General features: G+C 54.5%; 16 protein-coding genes. 15 read left to right on the top strand and 1 reads right to left on the bottom strand.

The window, feature by feature from the left end:
* The first annotated feature begins 46 nt into the window (after positions 1–46).
* From ACN085_RS09745 to ACN085_RS09755, 3 genes are all read left to right on the top strand, one after another.
* Positions 47–1,264, top strand: coding sequence for an acetylornithine transaminase (locus ACN085_RS09745; protein ID WP_419100137.1), 1,218 nt, complete (start codon positions 47–49; stop codon positions 1,262–1,264).
* Positions 1,265–1,353: 89 nt separating this feature from the next.
* Positions 1,354–2,340, top strand: coding sequence for an ornithine carbamoyltransferase (argF, locus tag ACN085_RS09750; protein ID WP_419111411.1), 987 nt, complete (start codon positions 1,354–1,356; stop codon positions 2,338–2,340).
* Between the two features lie 2 nt (positions 2,341–2,342).
* Entirely contained in the window at positions 2,343–2,822 is a 480-nt protein-coding gene (locus tag ACN085_RS09755; protein WP_419105113.1) for an arginine repressor, read from the top strand.
* A gap of 97 nt (positions 2,823–2,919) precedes the next feature.
* Here the strand turns inward: ACN085_RS09755 and ACN085_RS09760 are convergent, their stop codons facing one another.
* Positions 2,920–3,318, bottom strand: coding sequence for an ankyrin repeat domain-containing protein (locus ACN085_RS09760; protein WP_419100134.1), 399 nt, complete (start codon positions 3,316–3,318; stop codon positions 2,920–2,922).
* A 164-nt stretch (positions 3,319–3,482) separates the two neighbouring features.
* Between ACN085_RS09760 and ACN085_RS09765 the strand changes: the two genes are divergently transcribed.
* The 12 genes from ACN085_RS09765 to tyrS all read left to right on the top strand — a co-directional run bounded on the left by ACN085_RS09765 (position 3,483) and on the right by tyrS (position 16,923).
* The gene (locus ACN085_RS09765; protein WP_419111412.1) at positions 3,483–5,039 is read left to right on the top strand and encodes an AMP-binding protein; all 1,557 of its coding nucleotides are present in this window, start codon (positions 3,483–3,485) and stop codon (positions 5,037–5,039) included.
* Between the two features lie 277 nt (positions 5,040–5,316).
* Entirely contained in the window at positions 5,317–5,748 is a 432-nt protein-coding gene (locus ACN085_RS09770) for a hypothetical protein (RefSeq protein ID WP_419111413.1), read from the top strand.
* A 59-nt stretch (positions 5,749–5,807) separates the two neighbouring features.
* Entirely contained in the window at positions 5,808–6,104 is a 297-nt protein-coding gene (locus ACN085_RS09775) for a hypothetical protein (protein ID WP_419105101.1), read from the top strand.
* Between the two features lie 484 nt (positions 6,105–6,588).
* Positions 6,589–6,879, top strand: a complete 291-nt coding sequence (locus ACN085_RS09780) for a hypothetical protein (RefSeq protein WP_419111414.1) — start codon at positions 6,589–6,591, stop codon at positions 6,877–6,879.
* Between the two features lie 165 nt (positions 6,880–7,044).
* Positions 7,045–7,434 (top strand): hypothetical protein, encoded by a 390-nt coding sequence (locus ACN085_RS09785; protein ID WP_419111415.1) that lies wholly within the window; start codon positions 7,045–7,047, stop codon positions 7,432–7,434.
* A gap of 3 nt (positions 7,435–7,437) precedes the next feature.
* On the top strand, positions 7,438–7,857 hold the full coding sequence (locus tag ACN085_RS09790) for a hypothetical protein (protein ID WP_419111416.1): 420 nt from the start codon (positions 7,438–7,440) through the stop codon (positions 7,855–7,857).
* Positions 7,858–8,024: 167 nt separating this feature from the next.
* A complete protein-coding gene (locus ACN085_RS09795) occupies positions 8,025–9,227 on the top strand; it encodes an argininosuccinate synthase (protein WP_419100127.1) in 1,203 nt (400 codons plus the stop codon).
* Between the two features lie 181 nt (positions 9,228–9,408).
* Positions 9,409–10,851, top strand: a complete 1,443-nt coding sequence (argH, locus tag ACN085_RS09800; protein WP_419111417.1) for an argininosuccinate lyase — start codon at positions 9,409–9,411, stop codon at positions 10,849–10,851.
* 71 nt (positions 10,852–10,922) lie between these two features.
* Positions 10,923–12,248 (top strand): DUF2254 domain-containing protein, encoded by a 1,326-nt coding sequence (locus ACN085_RS09805; protein ID WP_419111418.1) that lies wholly within the window; start codon positions 10,923–10,925, stop codon positions 12,246–12,248.
* Positions 12,249–12,467: 219 nt separating this feature from the next.
* Positions 12,468–13,019 (top strand): adenine phosphoribosyltransferase, encoded by a 552-nt coding sequence (locus ACN085_RS09810; RefSeq protein ID WP_419111419.1) that lies wholly within the window; start codon positions 12,468–12,470, stop codon positions 13,017–13,019.
* Positions 13,020–13,168: 149 nt separating this feature from the next.
* Positions 13,169–15,490: a HelD family protein gene (locus tag ACN085_RS09815; protein WP_419111420.1), complete on the top strand. Its 2,322-nt coding sequence runs from the start codon at positions 13,169–13,171 to the stop codon at positions 15,488–15,490.
* 128 nt (positions 15,491–15,618) lie between these two features.
* The gene (gene tyrS, locus ACN085_RS09820; RefSeq protein ID WP_419111421.1) at positions 15,619–16,923 is read left to right on the top strand and encodes a tyrosine--tRNA ligase; all 1,305 of its coding nucleotides are present in this window, start codon (positions 15,619–15,621) and stop codon (positions 16,921–16,923) included.
* The last annotated feature ends 544 nt before the right edge of the window (positions 16,924–17,467 follow it).

Here is a 17,467-nt window from a genome sequence, read left to right on the forward strand (position 1 = left end):
CTTCCGGAACCACACTGATACACCCTGACGGTTGGAAAGAAAGACCATGACCCAAGAAAGACTGATCACTGAGTACGCCCACGACATGCTGGGGGTCTTTGGCCAGCCCGCTCTTGTATTGGTGCGGGGGAGCGGGTCGCGGGTCACAGATGCCGAGGGCCGTACCTACCTGGATCTTTTGGGTGGTATCGCGGTGAATGCTCTGGGTCATGCTCACCCCGCCTGGGTCAGGGCTGTGAGCGAGCAGGCTGCTCAGCTAGCGCACGTCTCTAATTTCTTCACCACACCGCAGCAGGTGGGACTGGCTCAGCGTCTCTTGGGTTACCTGGGGGCGCAGGACGGTCGGGTATTCTTCTGCAACTCGGGTACCGAAGCCAATGAGGCCGCCTACAAGCTGGCTCGGCGCTACGGTAACGTCCGGGGTAAGGGCACCATTCTGGCTCTGGAACACGGTTTCCACGGGCGTACCCTGGGCGCTTTGGCGCTGACTCACAAGCCTGCCTACCGTGAGCCTTTCGAACCGCTACCAGCTGGCATCAAACATATCCCCGCTACTATAGAGGCTCTCGAAGAGAACCTGTCCGATCATGTCGCGGCCCTGATCGTTGAACCTATTCAGGGGGAAGCCGGTGTCCTGCCCCTGCCCGAAGGCTATCTCCAGCGTGCTAGGGAACTCACCCGGTCAGCCGGTGCCCTGCTCATGGTCGATGAAGTCCAGACCGGTATGGGTCGCACCGGTCGCTGGTTTGCCCACTCGCGTGAACTGACGGGGCAAGAGCTACCCGATGTTATTACCCTGGCTAAGGGGCTGGGCGGCGGCTTCCCTATTGGAGCGGTGCTCACTGTTGGGCCTGATGCCGGCCAGACCCTAGAAGCAGGTATGCACGGAACGACCTTTGGCGGTAATCCCTTGGCCACCGCAGCGGCAACAGCGACCTTGCAGGCCATTGAAAATGAAGGTTTACTTGAGGCTGCCAGCCAGCGTGGAACCCGGTTCCGCGCAGCTATTGAGCAGGTCCCCGGGGTAGCAACAAGCCGCGGAGATGGCTTGCTGATTGGGATTGTTCTTACAGACTCAGCAACAGAGCAGGGCAACCCTCTGGCTCCTGCCTTTGTGATAGCGGCTCGTTCAGCGGGTTTCATTGTAAACGCCCCAGATGCCCGCACCGTGCGTATCGCGCCGGCTCTGACGATTACCGATCAAGAACTGGCAGAATTCACTGCTGAGTTCCCCATAATTCTTGCTCAGGCACGTAAGCTCTAACACTATTCACCCAAATGCATAAGTATCAAAAAATATGCATATAATTGATACTCTGTGGCGTTGACCGCCACGCTAGCCAAGGAGAGCCAATGGTCCGCCACTTCCTCAAAGACACCGACCTCAACCCGCAAGAACAAGCCCGAGTTCTTGACCTAGCAGCAACCATGAAAGCTAACCGCTACGGCTACAAGCCACTAGCTGGCCCGCAGACAGTTGCCGTCATCTTCGACAAGACTTCTACCCGCACCCGCTTTTCCTTCCACGCTGGCGTGGCAGAGCTGGGCGGAAACCCGCTCATCGTCAACCCCGGTGAAGCCCAGCTCGGGCACAAGGAATCTATCTGTGACACCGCTCAGGTCATCTCCCGTATGGTCTCTACCATCGTGTGGCGGACCTACTCCCAGAGCGGGCTGGAAGAAATGGCCCGCTACTCCCGCGTACCCGTTATCAACGCTCTTTCCGATGATTACCACCCCTGCCAAATTCTGGCTGACCTGCTCACTATCCGTGAGCACCTGGGCCAGCTGGCTGGCAAAACAGTGACCTATCTTGGCGATGCCGCCAACAACATGGCTAACTCCTACCTCCTGGGGTGCGCAACCGCCGGCATGCACGTGCGCATTGCAGGCCCCGAAGGCTACCTGCCAGCTCCCGCAATCGCCCAGGAAGCCCAGCAACGAGCCGCCGAAACCGGTGGGTCAGTTCTCGTGACTACCGATATGGACCAAGCCCTTTCTGGCGCCGATGTCATAATCACCGACACCTGGGTATCCATGGGTCAAGAAGACGAAAAAGAAGCACGAACCCGCATCTTTGCCCCCTACACCGTCGATGCCAAGGCCATGGCACAAGCCGCCCCCGGAGCAATCTTCCTGCATTGCCTCCCGGCCTACCGTGGCTATGAAGTCACCGCAGACGTTATCGATGGCCCCCAATCCCTTGTCTTCGATGAAGCGGAAAACCGCCTGCATGCTCAGAAGGCTCTCATGACCTTCCTCCTGGTCGAATCAGGCCTGGCAGAAGATAGACGAACATCGCTCCCATCAGTAGCTTTAACCCTCAACGAAGAGAAGTAATCATGGCAATCCCATCCACAAAAACAGCCCGACAAGCCCGAATCATCGAGGTGCTTCAAACGCACCGCGTGCGCTCGCAATCTGAGCTGGCCCAGCTTTTGGTAGACGACGGTCTCAAGGTTACCCAGGCTACTCTTTCCCGCGATCTGGTAGAGATCGGCGCTGAACGAGTGCGTGACGATAAATCTGGCCTCATTTATGCGGTTCCTAACCACCCGGTGCGCCGTAGCTCTCAGGACGGCCCCGATGCCCGCTTGGTCTCCCTCTTTAAGGAACTCCTGGTTACAGCCGAAGCTTCAGCCAACCTTGTGATTCTCAGGACCCCGCCGGGGGCGGCCCAATTCCTGGCATCTGCTATTGACCAAGCCGGGCTGGAACCTCTTCTAGGCTCTATCGCTGGTGATGACACCGTCATGGTGATTACCAGGGATCCGCAGGGCGGTCAAGCGGCAGCTTCGCTGTTCTTGGATTGGGCGGCTTAGCCTGGTGACGGTGTCTGCCAAAGAGTGGGGGCGGTAGCTAGTAGTGCGCTAGCTACCGCCCCTGTGTCTACTGAGGTGCTGGTAAAGTGGTGGGATCTTATGAGGAGAAAAGTTTTTTCATCTCTTCCAGGTCGAAGAATTCAGCGACCTGAGCTGGTGTCTGGGAGCCAAGCGTCTCGTCGGCCCCTGCATCCAGTAGCATACGGGCAATGGGAAGGTTGTTGCGGAAGGCTGCACAGACTAAAGCAGTTTGACCTCGTTCATTGAGCCGGTCAAGGTCAGCGCCTTCGTTGATGAGTAACTGGACCATGTCGGTGTGCTCGTGGTAGGCCGCGAGTATGAGCAGTGTATCGCCTTTGGCGTTGGTGAGGTCTACCGGCACCCCCTGGTCAAAAAGAGACTTGAGAGCTACCGGTTTATTCTCGCGTGCCAAGTCAAAAACTGAATTGAGGAATTCTAGTTCCTGATCGGTCAGGTTTGAATCTGGGACTGTCATAGCTTCACTTTCTCAGAAAAGAGCTTCAGTTAGCAAGCTCAGGTGGGTGCAGGACCAGCCAACTCTTGCGGCCTGCCGGGCACAGGGAGTTTAATGAATGGCCGGGTGTGGGAAAATAGGTTGTGTGCTACCAGTTCCTGCTCACCTGAAAGTAACCAGAATCTATGACACACACAGCAAAGGCCGTAGCCGCACAGCATAATCTTGCATCGCTGATCACAGACCGGGCTGAGAGCCAGTCAGTGGCTTTAACCTGGGCAGGCGGTGGGCTCACCTACGCGGAGCTTGTCATAAGAACTGGGCAGGCTCGGCTTTGGCTTGAAGCTCGGGGACTAGTTGCTGGTGACCGGGTTGCTTTGGCTCTGCCCAATGTTCCCGAGATGGTTATTCTTTACTACGCTCTTGTATCCTTGGGAGCTGTTGCGGTTCCGCTTCATCCTCTGCTCTCTTCACGAGAGGTTGTATACCAGCTTGAAGATTCTGGTGCGAAGCTCTTGATCGCCGGCGAAGGCACGCGGGTTGCTGATCAAGCTGAGCAGACCGGTCGGCACCTGGGCAGCGAGCTAAAGATTGAGATTCTTGGTCTGGGCTTTGATTTTGCGGCTCCTAGGGTAGGCCCCTGGGAGCCTAGAGCCGTGCACCTGGACGCGCCCGCTGTTCTGCTCTACACTTCGGGGACGACGGGTGCCCCCAAGGGCGCGACCTTAACCCATGCGAATATGCTGTCCAACGCCCGTGCCTGCGCAGAGGTTTTTGGTTTTAGGGGGGACGACACTATTTTTGGCGGGCTCCCGCTCTTTCACGCTTTTGGTCAAACGGTGTCCATGAATGCAGTCTTTGCGGCCGGTGCAAGCGTTGCTCTGCTTCCGCAGTTCACATCGGGGGGAGCAGCACAACTGTGCGCGAGCGCCGGGGTCACGGTTTATGCCGCGGTGCCAACCATGTATGGGGCTTGGGCCGCCTATCTGGCTACTGACCCTGCCCTGGCCGCCCAGTTGCGGGGGACTATCCGGTTTGGCGTATCTGGCGGGGCAGCTTTACCCGCTTCTGTTCACCGGCAGATTGAGCAGATCTTAGCTTTTCCCATTTATGAGGGCTATGGCTTAAGCGAGACTGCTCCCGTGGTGGCTTTTAACCGTGCGGAGTTTGGCTTGCTCATCGGGTCGGTGGGTCGTGCTCTTCCTGGGGTGCGTGTCAAAGTTGTTGATAGCAGGGGGCAAGAACTTGGCGCGGGCCAGCCCGGTGAGCTCTGGGTTGCCGGCCCAAATGTTATGGCTGGCTACTGGAACAACCCCCAGGCAACACAGCAGGTGATGCAGGGGGAGTGGTTTGCGACCGGGGATGTTGCAAAAATTGATGAGCAGGGCAATATCTTTATTGTTGACCGTCTTAAAGACATGATTCTGCGCAATGGAAATAGCATTTATCCGCGCGAGATCGAGGATGTCCTCGACATCCATTCTGGGGTCAGGCAGGCCGCGGTCGTGGGTGTTCCCTGCCCCCGGGTAGGTGAGGAGGTCGTGGCTGTGATTGTGCCGCATGAGCAGCTTGATGAAGCGCAGATGGGTGAACTGGTGGCGGCCCTTGATGCTCTGGCCCGTGCAGAATTGGCAGCCTATAAGCGGCCTCGTCGCTATGAAGTGCGGCAGTCGCTACCGCTGGGTCCGACCGGAAAAATACTTAAGCGTGAACTAGCTGGGACTATAGTTTTAGAGGGCTAATGACTGCTCAGGACTAGTAGCCCTGAGGCCGCGGGGCGCTGATTGAAAAGAACCTTACTTTCTAGCTGGTGGTAGCTCAAGAAGCTAGGGGCCGGCGGCGGTGTTTTTGTGTGTTCGGGTTGGGGTGCAGGGGTGCTGTCGTCGTTTTGGGGTGTGGTGCCGGCCGGTTGGTTTGATGATGGTGGTGCTGTGCGGGATCTAGGGTTGTTGGGTTCTGGTGCTTCGGGTGTGCAGGCGTCTGTGGGGGTTATGGTTGAGAGCGTGAGGGAGGGTTCTGGTGAGTAAGTCTGTAGGTTCTGTGCCTGTGCAGGAAGGTGTGGGGCGGGCGAAGACTCTTGGCGGCAGGATTGCTGCTGGGGTTGTTGCGGTGCTTATTTTTAGCCCGATGGTTTATGGGGTTTCCTGGGTTTTGTTCTCGGCTCATTTTAACCGTGCCTTTCATTATGAGAAGCAGTGCACGATTGAGACCGCCGGAGTGGGGCATAGCCGTACTAAGTCGTATTCTGGAAGTTCGTATATCTCTGTAAAGACTGCTGATTGTGGGGTCGTAGAGTTCCATGGGCGGTTGTATGGGTTGAGGCGTGCTGAGGTTGCTGAGCGTATTGATGCTCTTGCTGGTCAGCGGGTGGCGGTGGATGTGGGGTATTGGCAGTTGCCGTATAACCCGATGATGATTGTTGGTGTTGAGGGTCTTGATTTGGACCGGTAGGCCCCCTGGCTTATTGTTTGATATCTGGCGGCGGTGTTCTTGTGTGTCGGGTTGGGCGCATGGGGCGCCCCCGCCGTCGTTTTGGGTGTGGTACCGGTCAGCTTATCTGCGCTACCAACGGTCTAGGCGGTAAAACCCGTTATACCTACACCCCCGATGGTCAGGTCGCTTCGGTCACTGACCCTACCGGTGCGGTGAGTACTTTTACCTATGATGTTGCCGGTCAGCTTGTTTCTAGTCGTGATGCTCTGGGTAGGGTTACTACTGCTCGGTATGATAGGGCAGGCCGCCTGCTGGGTACTGCTAGCCCTGATGGGGATCGCTTGGAGTACACCTGTGATGGTGAGAAAGTATAGGTACTTTGCTGATTTTGCGAACCAGAAGGCGGGTAAGGTGCTTTCTGGTGGTATTCAGAATGAGTATTCGTATTTGAGTGCTGAGGGGGATCATTCTGTTTTGGGTGGCGTGAGTTCTTTTGTGGGTGGCACGGCCACAGGTGCCTTGTCTCCCGTGATAAAAACAGGCAACAGACCAGTTGATCTTGTATTTGATAGAGTTAAAGACTATTCATCCGGTGCGATTAACTATGCATCACGAACAAGCCCTGGGGACTGAAATCTGGATGATCTTAATAAGAAGGGAATGGATTCAGTCAAGAAGGGTACTCTCAAAGGTATTGGCAAAGAAATCAATAAATCTATCAGATAGAGAATATTTTAGTAAAATCTTAGTAAATCATTCTAGGAGCGACAGAATTTGGGGCAAAACAAAAAAATAATAAATTGGATAGTTCTGTTCGTGAGTATTAGCTTTTTTCTTCTACAAGGAGGTTACTATCTGGTGAATAAATTTGTTGAAGGAGAACTAAAAGTTTGCACTGTTTCTAGTGCCAGGCATATCCAAGATTTCAATGCGGGTGCCCCTACGGCTACGGTTGAGGTTAAAAGTGCTGATTGTGGCAAGATTATTATCACTGATGTGAGAAGCCCTGAGAACGTTAATATGGCCCGTCTTGCTGAGGTATTGAATGCCCATCAAGGTGAGAAGTTTGAGTTTATTTTGCAATACATGCAGTTAGATCGGAATAGTCTTGCATCATATGGTGTGAGGTCGCTTGAGCCTGTTAGGTAGGTGGTAAAACCTTGTTATAGTTTCACCCCCCACTGGTGCGATGAGTACACCTATGATGCTGCTGGGCAGCTGGTACGGCTTGAGGACTCTGAGGCTGGGGTCTCTGAGTTTGTTTATGACGGTTTGGGTCGTCGTGTTCAGCTTCGGGGTGCGGGTGGTTCTGTAGTGTATAAGCTGCTGCGGGATCCCGCCGCTGCTGTTCCTACTGTGCTGTGTGCCGGTGGTGTGCCGGTGTCTTTGGCTGCTGGTGTTGGTGTGGATCTGTTGGGTGCTCGTGGTGCGGATCCGTTTGGTGTTTCGCCGGGGATTAGGCCTTTACGAGAGAAATATATTGGTGGGTCTGTACCTGCACAATTGACTGGTGTGGGTGTTGATCGCGCTGGTGACTTTGCTTTAGGTGTTGCCAATTACAGTGTCACACCGCAAGAGAAAACATTAAATATCAATGATGCATTGAATGAAGGATTCAAGAGTATGGTTAGTGGTGGCTCAGGGAGTATAAGCTCTTCTAGCGCGGATACTCTGCGTCCGGTTAGCGTGCAGTCTGGAAAGTAAAAAATGGGTATTTTTTATATAGAAGAATTGAACAAAAATGGTCAAAAGAAACCTCGTAAATGGGTCGGTTTTTTATTTTTTCTAATTATTTTTTCTAGCTTTTTTCTTATGATTGGTGGTTCTCTTTATAACGTCTATAGTCGTTCTCATCCGGTGGATAAGGAATGTACCCTGGTTTCTGCTGAAGTGCTCAATAGTCGTAGTGGTACCGGTGGTATCTCTACTTCCAGTACAGAGCTAAAAATCAACACTGATGGGTGCGGAACTGTCTACGTGGATTATGTTATTGCTCCGAAGAAGTCTTATCAGGATATGGCTGATGAGCTTAATCAGTATCAAGGCGAAGTTGTGACTCTCATTTTTCCTCCTTTTCAGTTACCTGCTGAGGGTGATTATGCTTTGGGGTATGGATATCGGTTCTAGCCATGCGGGGTATCTCCTGGTTCTAGGTTCTGAAGCACTGGTAGCTGGGGAAGAGTGACAGTGCATGCTCCGCACACAAACATATTTGAATAATTATGTCTAAGAGTGCATAATTATTTATAGATGTGTGGAATCCCCGCACCCTCAAACAACTATCAAGGAGCACCATGAAAGAGCGGATTGTTCTGGCCTACTCAGGCGGCCTCGACACCTCAGTTGCCATCGGCTGGATTGGAGAGGCAACGGGTGCCGAAGTTATCGCCGTTGCGGTAGACGTAGGTCAGGGGGGCGAGGATCTCCAAACAATCCGCCAGCGGGCCCTTGACTGCGGTGCAGTCGAAGCCTACGTGGCCGATGCGCGTGACGAGTTTGCTGAAAACTACTGCATGCCCGCCTTGAAGGCAAACGCCCTCTACATGGACGCTTACCCCCTGGTTTCTGCCGTCTCCCGGCCGGTCATCACCAAGCACCTGGTCGCCGCAGCAAAGCAGTTCGGCGCGAGCACCGTTGCTCACGGTTGCACCGGAAAAGGCAATGACCAGGTCCGCTTTGAGGTGGGTATCCAGACCCTTGGCCCCGACCTCAAGTGCATTGCACCCGTACGTGATCTTGCTCTGACCCGCGAAAAGGCAATTGACTACGCAGAGAAGAACAACCTGCCGATTGCCACTACTAAGAAGAACCCTTTCTCCATCGACCAGAATGTCTGGGGCCGAGCGGTAGAAACCGGCTTCCTCGAAGACATCTGGAATGGCCCTACCAAGGACGTCTACGACTACACCGACGACCCGACCTTCGCGCCCACCCCCGACACCGTCATCATTACCTTCAAGGAAGGTATCCCCGTGGCGATTGATGGTCAGGCCGTTACCCCTTTGCAGGCTATCGAGATCATGAACCGGCGCGCCGGGGCCCAGGGTATCGGTCGTATTGACATCGTGGAAGACCGTCTGGTGGGCATCAAGTCCCGAGAAATCTACGAAGCTCCCGGTGCCATGGCCCTGATTGCGGCTCACAAGGAGCTGGAAAACGTTACCATTGAGCGCGAGCAGGCCCGCTTCAAGAAGACCGTGGGCCAGCGCTGGACCGAGCTGGTCTACGACGGCCAGTGGTTCTCACCCCTCAAGAAGTCACTTGACGCTTTCATAAACGACACCCAAAAAATGGTTAACGGAGAAATCCGTATGGACCTGCACGGAGGCCGCGCGGTAGTAACCGGTCGCCGCTCCGAGACCTCCCTCTACGACTTCAACCTGGCAACCTACGATGAGGGCGACAGCTTCGACCAGTCCATGGCTCGCGGCTTTATCGAGCTCTTCGGCCTGTCTTCTAAGGTCGCTTCAGCCCGTGACCAGCGTCTAGGCCTCTAAGACGAGGAATACCCCCCCAGCTCTGGGTGCAGTGAACGCGCTGCTACAAGCTGACTCTCGCGGTTCTTGCGCGGGGCGCTCACCCCGGTTCAGGCCAGAGCCTGCCAGCTTGCAGTCAGCGCGACCTCCTGCACCTTTTGTGCACTTAGACTTTTTGACTTCACCAGAACAGGAAAACCTCATGACTGATGTAAAGCATGGAACCAATGATGGAGCCCTCTGGGGCGGCCGTTTTGCCGGCGGGCCTTCTGAAGCTCTCGCGGCTCTCTCCAAATCAACCCAGTTTGATTGGCGTTTAGCCCCCTACGACATTGCGGGTTCCCGTGCCCACGCTCGTATTCTGGCCAAGGCTGGTTTGCTGACCGAGCAGGAGCTGTCCGACATGATTGCCGCGCTTGACCAGCTTGAAGCTGATGTGCGTTCTGGCGCTTATGTTCCGGCAGAAACCGATGAGGACGTTCATGGCTCCCTGGAGAAGGGGCTCATCGAGCGTGCCGGTACAGACCTGGGCGGTAAGCTCCGCGCCGGCCGTTCCCGTAACGACCAGATTGCTACCCTGGGGCGTATGTACCTGCGCGATCACGCATCGATTATTGCCACTGGTGTGCTGGCAACGATTGATGCTCTTATCGGGCAGTCTGAGGCTCACCCCTACGCGCCCATGCCCGGGCGCACCCACCTGCAGCACGCTCAGCCGGTGCTACTGTCTCATCAGCTTCTGGCTCACGCCTGGGCTCTTTCGCGTGACCTGGACCGTCTGCTGGACTGGGATAAGCGTGCAGCTGTTTCGCCTTACGGTTCTGGTGCGCTGGCTGGTTCATCCCTGGGTCTTGACCCTGAGGCCGTGGCCACTGATTTGGGTTTCAATTCTGCGGTCTATAACTCTATTGACGGTACTGCCTCACGGGATGTTTACGCCGAGTTCGCCTGGATTGCGGCCATGATTTCGGTGGATATTTCGCGTATTTCTGAGGAGATTATCCTCTGGGCGACCAAGGAATTTTCTTTTGTGACCCTGCACGATTCTTTTTCTACTGGCTCATCGATTATGCCGCAGAAGAAGAACCCCGATATCGCTGAGCTGGCTCGCGGTAAGGCTGGCCGCCTGATTGGTGATCTGACCGGTTTGCTGGCAACCCTTAAGGCGCTACCGCTGGCCTATAACAGGGATTTACAGGAGGATAAGGAGCCAGTCTTTGATGCTATTGACCAGCTTGAAGTTCTGCTCCCTGCGGTTTCTGGCATGATTGCTACTCTTACTTTTAACACTGATCGTTTGGCTGAGCTTGCACCCCAGGGGTTTGCTCTGGCTACCGATATTGCTGAGTGGCTGGTGCGTGAGGGCCTGCCTTTCCGTGTGGCTCATGAGCTGGCTGGTGAGGCTGTGCAGGTCTGCGAGACTAAGGGCTGTGAGCTGTGGGATTTGACCGATGAAGAGTACCGGGCAATTTCCCCCCATCTGCATGCCGGTGTTCGTGAGGTCCTGACTGTTGAGGGTTCCCTGAATTCGCGTAGCGCCCAGGGCGGTACTGCGCCTTCTGCTGTGGCGCAACAGTTGGAAGCTCTTAAGCATGAACTGGAACCCCAGCGCATCTTTGCTCAGCGTCAGACTCTCATCAGCTAAGCTAAAGAGTCACTGTCGTAGCTGCCTGATGAGGAGTTACGGCAACCTTTATCATGAGCTTGGGAGAAAAATTGCATTTAGTTGATCGACTGAGAGCCTTCCGTGATTCCTTCATCATGGTTCCGTCTATCTTTATTGCCTGCGGTATTGGCCTGTCCTTAATCCTGGTTGCCTTGGATCAGGCCATGGGCTACGGGCCGGCAGATGCCACCCTCCTCTTCTTTACGGTGGGCCCTGAAGGTGCTCGCGGTATTCTTTCCTCGATCGCGTCAACGGTTCTTTCTGTTGCAACCATGGCTTTCTCTATCACTATTTCTGTGATGAGTTCAGCTAGCAGTTCCTTTGGCCCCCGCCTGGTCAGAAACTTCATGTCTGACCGTGGCAACCAGGTGGTTCTAGGAACCTTCACCTCAACATTCTTGTACTGTCTCTTGGTGATGAGAAGTGTCCAGGGGGCTGACAACTCGGTGAGTGGGCAGTCTTTTGTTCCTCATATTGCCGTGAATTTCTCGATGGTTCTGGCACTTGCCTGTGTAGGGGTGCTCATTTATTTTATTAACCACATTGCCTCTGGTATCCAGGTCAGCACTATTGCTACAACGGTTCAGAGTAAGTATTTGAAGCTGATTGACCGCAATAATGAGTTTGGTGAAAAGGGCAGCGCTACTTGTGTTCGTCAGGATGAGAGAAGTAATTGGCCTTATTCCTACCCGGTGTGCACTTCTGATAGTGGCTATGTAGTTGATATCGAGCCTGTCGTCCTTGCCGAGAAAACTAAGGATAGTCAGGCTTTTGTCAGCCTACTGGTCAGGGCCGGTGATCACTTGGTGGAGGGCCAAAGGATCGCATGGATTTTTTCTGATACAGAGCTGGAACCAGAAACCCTAGAAAAGATGAAGTCTGACGTTCAGGCTATTTGCTCACTGGGGGACTCTCGAACCGATTACAATGATATTCGATTTGTCCAGGGGCAAATTGTTGAGTTGGGGGTACGCGCCCTATCACCGGGCACCAACGACCCTTTCACGCTGACGGACTCTACCCATGAATTAACCGTTGGGCTGGTACGTGCCGCCCAGCAGCCGCCAGCTCCTAACACGGTGATCTGCGATGGCAGAGCTTGTGTCGGTTACCTGCCGGTGGAGGCAGCGGAGTTAATCGACCTCGTTTTTGATAGTTTCCGGTCCTATGCTTTAGATCATGAGCAATGCCTGATCGACCTGCTCAAGATGGCTGGAAAAATTATTTGCTTGGGCTCTGATCAGCAGGCTACTGCGCGGGCTCGATGGCATGCTGCGGTGATAGTGGAGTATTTCCGGGCTACCGAGCCTCTGCCACATTCCCTGGATTTGGTGCTGTCCGCCTATGATAGGTACATAGTCCAGCAACAGTTTTAATGTGAGTGCGTATACTTATTGTGAATCGTCTAGCCAGTGGCTAGCTGGTCAGGTGAGCTTTTCTAGCTCGGCTTCTTGAGCTCCCTTTCTGGCTTAACTCATGGTTGGGGTAGTCTTGGCGGGTACCCCTAAGAAACGGGTGCTGGCCTATGGAATAGGCTTCTTGGCCACTGGTTCCTAGGTACCCCCTGCTGATATGTATAAGGTGTTAGATTTTTTATGATTGAGCTGGTGGATTCTTCACTGCCCCTTGCGGAGCAGATTCCCGCTGCTTGTGCGCAAATTCCGGACTATCCCAAAGAGGGCATCCTCTTTTACGATGTGACCACCCTTTTTGCTAACCCTCAGGTTTTCCGCGCTTCGATGGAAGAAATAGCAGCCCGTTTTCAGGGGCAGTTTGATATCGTCGCCGGCGTTGAAGCGCGCGGCTTCTTGATGGCTTCCGCCATTGCCTACATTGCAGGGACCGGTGTGATGACCGTTCGTAAGGCAGGTAAGCTACCGCGCGATACCTACATGAAGGAATACTCCTTGGAGTACGGCCAGGCGGCTATCGAAATTCATAAGGACGACATCCCTGCCGGTTCTCGTGTTCTCATCGTGGATGACCTGCTGGCAACCGGTGGCACGCTTGAAGCGGCTACTCACCTGATGAAGATGGCCGACCTTAAGGTTGCCGGTATCGGTGTGCTCCTTGAGCTTGATGGCCTGGGCGGGCGTGAGATTCTTGCTCCGCACCGTCTTGAGTCTCTTTCACTGGTCTCGGAATAACCGAATAAGGTTGCATAGCTTTAGCCCCGTTCCCCCAGCATCATGCAGGGGGAGCGGGGCTTGGGCATGGGCAAACTGTCAACCTTTATGGCCTTGCTTTGGTGAGGCCTGGGCGAGGGGGTAGAATTGAGGGCCTGAAATTACCTGCCATGGAGGGTGCCGCCTTGACTGAAAACACCACTGATCGCTCCCAGGATGCTTTAGCCGAACAGGCTTATGAGAAGGAGCTCGTGGGGGAACGCATGTATGTCGCCAGGCTCTATGAGCGGCTGGACGAGCTACGGGGGATTAACGAGCGCAAACTCAAAAATACCCGTAAGGATCAGGCTGTTGGAAGCCACCAGAACCGTTCTGAGCGAGATGCCTATGCCCAGCATTACGAGGACAGGCTGGCCCAGTACAACGCGGTTGATCATCGTCTAGCTTTTGGCCGTCTTGACCTTGATGAAGGTGGCCAGCGCTATATCGGTCGGATTGGGTTAGCCACCGAAGCGCACGAACGGCTGCTCATTGACTGGCGCGCACCGGAGGCCGGTACGTTTTACCAGGCCACAGCTTTTAACCGGCAGGGGGTGCGTCGTCGCCGCCATCTGATGCTGGAAGGCCGTCAAGTAACCGGATTTGAGGACGATGTCTTGGATTCGTCCATGCTCGATGAGGGTGCTGAAGCATCGCTCCACGGGGAAGGCGCTTTGTTGGCGGCCTTGAATCGTAAGCGCACCGGCCGTATGGGCGATATTGTGGCTACCATTCAGGCTGAGCAGGACGCTATTATCCGTGCTGACCTGGCCGGGGTGCGTGTAGTTCAGGGCGGGCCGGGTACCGGTAAGACAGCGGTGGCTTTGCACCGTGCGGCTTATCTGCTGTACACCTTCCGGGAGCGTCTGAATAACGCGGGTGTTTTGGTGGTTGGTCCTTCTGCTTCATTCATGTGGTATATCGAGCGTGTCCTTCCGTCGCTCGGTGAGACCGGGGTGGTCATGTCTTCGTTGGCTACCCTCTACCCGGGGATTAAGGCTGTACCCGAAAAAGATCCTGGCGCCGCAGGGGTCAAGGGCGATTTGCGCATGGCTGAGGTGCTCAAAAAAGCTGTCTCTGACCGCCAGAAAGTTCCTGATCAGCCGGTCAGGCTGGCGGTGGATTCTACTGATCTTGTTCTGACTCCGGCTATGGTCAAGCAGGCCAGGGCTACCGCTCGCTCAACCGGTAAGCCTCATAACCAGGCGCGCGAAACTTTTGTCAAGGTCTTGCTGAAAGAGCTGACCGCACAGTTGAACGAGACTCTGGACCGTGCAGCCGGCCATGCTGTGGACCGTCCCTATCTTGAGGATGATGTTCGAGGTTCTATGGATGTCCGTCGCGCCCTTAACCTTGCCTGGATGCCTTTATCACCAGAGACTCTGGTACGTTCTCTGTATTCCAAGCCGCATTACCTTGAAAGTGCAACTGCCGGTATTTTGAGCCAGCAGGAGCGCGATGTACTGGCACGGCCTGCGTCCGCGCCTTTTACCGAGGCGGATGTCCCGCTTCTGGATGAGGCCGCCGAGTTGCTGGGTGATTTTTCCCAGGTCGCAGGTGCGGCCCAGATGGCCCGAGCCGAGGCTGCCCACCAGGCTAACCTTGAGAATGCCCGTAAGGCACTGGAAAACGTTGACCAGCAGCTTGCTGATATGGGAATTGATGGCGTGGTGACTGCTGAGCAGATTGCGGAGATGAACGAGGAACGCGGTGAGCGTATGACCGCAGCCCGCGCGGCCCAGGCTGATAGGACCTGGGCTTATGGCCATGTTGTGGTGGATGAAGCTCAGGAGCTTTCCCCGATGCAGTGGCGTTTGCTGATGCGCCGTTGCCCCATGAAGTCCTTCACGGTTGTGGGCGATATCGCGCAGGCTTCGTCTGCGGCGGCTTCTACTTCTTGGGCAGGAGCCCTTGAACCCTTTGTGGGGGAGCGGTTTACCTTGGAGGAGCTAACGGTGAACTACCGAACACCGGCGCAGATTTCCGATGCGGCTGTTGCTGTAGCGCAGGCGGCTGGTTTATGTATTTCTGCTCCGAAGGCTGTGCGCCAAGGCCGCTGGGCACCTACCGCTGAGATTGTGGGGGAGGACCAGCTTCTGCCGTCGGTACTTGATGCTGTGGGCCAGGAACTTGAGCAGACCGCTGGCGGTCTGATTGGCGTAATTGTCGCTGAAGGCAAATATCAGCAGACTGCCTTGGCTTTGGCGCAGGAGCACCGGGGCAAGTTGGGAACAAGTGCCTCAGCCTTGGAACATCAGGTGCTGATTCTGACCCCGTGGGAGGCCAAGGGCTTGGAGTTCGACAGCGTCATTATTGTTGAGCCAATGGATATTATTAGGGCCGCTAATGGTTCGGTTGGTGACCTCTATGTTTCGATGACCCGCCCCACCCAGCGTCTGAAGCTTATTGCTAGTGCTGAGCTTCCTGCCGGTTTGGAGCCCTTGGCAGATTAGCTTGCCGCGCCACCTCTTAGTTTCGTGCCAGCTGAGTATGCCCGCTACTTCTGTGCTTGGGCTACTGAGCTGGTACGGTTGGAGGTGGTAGTTTCTACCGTTTTATTGATGACTAACCAGGAGTAACCGTGTCTGAAGAGACTCTCGCAGCTCAGCACAATGACGATTCCTTTGAGAATATTTGGCAGGAATTGAAGTGGCGTGGCTTTGTGCACGTCAGTACCGATGAGGATGCCCTTGAAAAAGCGCTGACTGAAGAGACCGTCAACTTCTATATCGGTTATGATCCCACCGCTGCTTCTTTGCACCTGGGGCACCTGGTTCAGCTTCTGCTGATGCGTCGCCTTCAGCTTGCTGGTCACAAACCTTTTGGCCTGGTGGGTGGTGCTACCGGTCTCATTGGTGATCCCCGTCAGACATCTGAGCGTGTCTTGAATTCACGCGATGTTGTGGAGGGTTGGGTTGAGCGTCTGCGTAGCCAGATTGCGCGTTTCCTTTCGTTTGAGGGTGAGAACGCTGCCAGCATGGTGAATAACCTAGAGTGGACTAGTCAGCTTTCGGCTATCGACTTCCTTCGTGAAATCGGTAAGAACTTCCGTGTGGGCACCATGATTAAGAAGGAGATTGTGGCCAAGCGCCTGAACTCTGATGAGGGTATCTCCTACACTGAGTTCTCCTACCAGATTTTGCAGGGCAATGACTTTTTGGAGCTCAACCGCCGCTACAATGTGTCTTTGCAGTGCGGTGGCTCTGATCAGTGGGGCAACCTGACCTCCGGTACTGAGCTGGTACGTAAGGTTGAGGGCAAGAGCGTTCACGCCCTGGGGACCCCCCTGATTACTAACTCTGACGGCACTAAGTTTGGTAAGTCTGAGGGCAACGCTATCTGGCTTGATCCCGAGATGTGCTCACCCTACGCCTTCTACCAGTTCTGGCTGAATACTGCCGATGCCGATGTGGCTGACCGCCTCAAGGTCTTCACCTTCAAGACTCGCGATGAAATTGCTGAACTTCAGCGCTCTGTTGAAGAGGAACCTTTCAAGCGTTTGGCTCAGAAGACTTTGGCTTACGAGGTCACGTCGTTGGTTCATGGTCTTGAAGCTACGGAGAAAGTTATCGCGGCTTCCGAGGCTCTCTTTGGTAAGGGCGACTTCGTAGCTCTTGATGAAGCAACTTTGAGAGCCGCTACTGCTGAGCTTCCGCACGCTCTTGTGTCCGCGGACCAGCTCGATATGGTGACCGTTCTGACTGAGACCGGTTTATCTAGTTCTAAGAGTGAAGCCCGTCGTACTCTCAAAGAGGGAGGTGCAGCAATCAATAACGTCAAGGTTCAGGGCGAAGATGCTAGGCTGGCCCAGGAGGATCTCTTGCTCGGTAAGTATGCTGTTATCCGCCGAGGCAAGAAGAACATGGCTGTTGTTGAAATTGCCTAGTAAGTTCTGGGTCTTGAAAGAAACTGCCTGCACTTGACTGGGGCCCTTGAGGTCTTGGTGGGCAGGCAGTTTTTGTCTTTCTAGGGCAGCGGTAGAAGGCCAAACCTGTTTGGTGGAGGTTCCAGGTGACCTAAAAGTGGCCTGAAAGTTGCTAGCTGAAAAATTTTTGGAAAAATTTATAAATCAGTATTTACTTGGTAAAACACTGGTAGCTTGGGTGGGTTTCGGTGCCCGATGGGCGGTTTTGAGGCCTTCTTGACTTGCAGAGTGTGAAAAACCTGCGTAAAGTATTACCAGTCGCCGCGGCGAGGGGAACCTTGCTCAAGGCCGTCTAATTGAATAGCGCACCACAAGTTCGGTTACTTATGTAGCCAATTGGGATAGTGAATGAGAATTCGGTAGATCAAAAACAACTTGTGGCTATCGTCACGCAAAGATGATTTGCAAATGATATTAAGACGCGATAGACTAGACGAGTTGCCAAAAACGGTGACAACCAAGAAACCGCATCGAAAACCGCACCAGCCTGCTTGGCTTGTGAAGG

The organism is Rothia sp. P4278 (genome assembly GCF_048512945.1).
Classification (GTDB): Bacteria; Actinomycetota; Actinomycetes; order Actinomycetales; family Micrococcaceae; genus Rothia.

Excerpts from the sequence above, each read along its gene's own strand:
- ACN085_RS09745 (WP_419100137.1), top strand. The coding sequence starts at position 47 with ATGACCCAAGAAAGACTGATCACTGAGTACGCCCACGACATGCTGGGG.
- argF (WP_419111411.1), top strand. The coding sequence starts at position 1,354 with ATGGTCCGCCACTTCCTCAAAGACACCGACCTCAACCCGCAAGAACAA.
- ACN085_RS09755 (WP_419105113.1), top strand. The coding sequence starts at position 2,343 with ATGGCAATCCCATCCACAAAAACAGCCCGACAAGCCCGAATCATCGAG.
- ACN085_RS09760 (WP_419100134.1), bottom strand. The coding sequence starts at position 3,318 with ATGACAGTCCCAGATTCAAACCTGACCGATCAGGAACTAGAATTCCTC.
- ACN085_RS09765 (WP_419111412.1), top strand. The coding sequence starts at position 3,483 with ATGACACACACAGCAAAGGCCGTAGCCGCACAGCATAATCTTGCATCG.
- ACN085_RS09775 (WP_419105101.1), top strand. The coding sequence starts at position 5,808 with ATGGGGCGCCCCCGCCGTCGTTTTGGGTGTGGTACCGGTCAGCTTATC.
- ACN085_RS09790 (WP_419111416.1), top strand. The coding sequence starts at position 7,438 with ATGGGTATTTTTTATATAGAAGAATTGAACAAAAATGGTCAAAAGAAA.
- ACN085_RS09795 (WP_419100127.1), top strand. The coding sequence starts at position 8,025 with ATGAAAGAGCGGATTGTTCTGGCCTACTCAGGCGGCCTCGACACCTCA.
- argH (WP_419111417.1), top strand. The coding sequence starts at position 9,409 with ATGACTGATGTAAAGCATGGAACCAATGATGGAGCCCTCTGGGGCGGC.
- ACN085_RS09810 (WP_419111419.1), top strand. The coding sequence starts at position 12,468 with ATGATTGAGCTGGTGGATTCTTCACTGCCCCTTGCGGAGCAGATTCCC.
- ACN085_RS09815 (WP_419111420.1), top strand. The coding sequence starts at position 13,169 with ATGGAGGGTGCCGCCTTGACTGAAAACACCACTGATCGCTCCCAGGAT.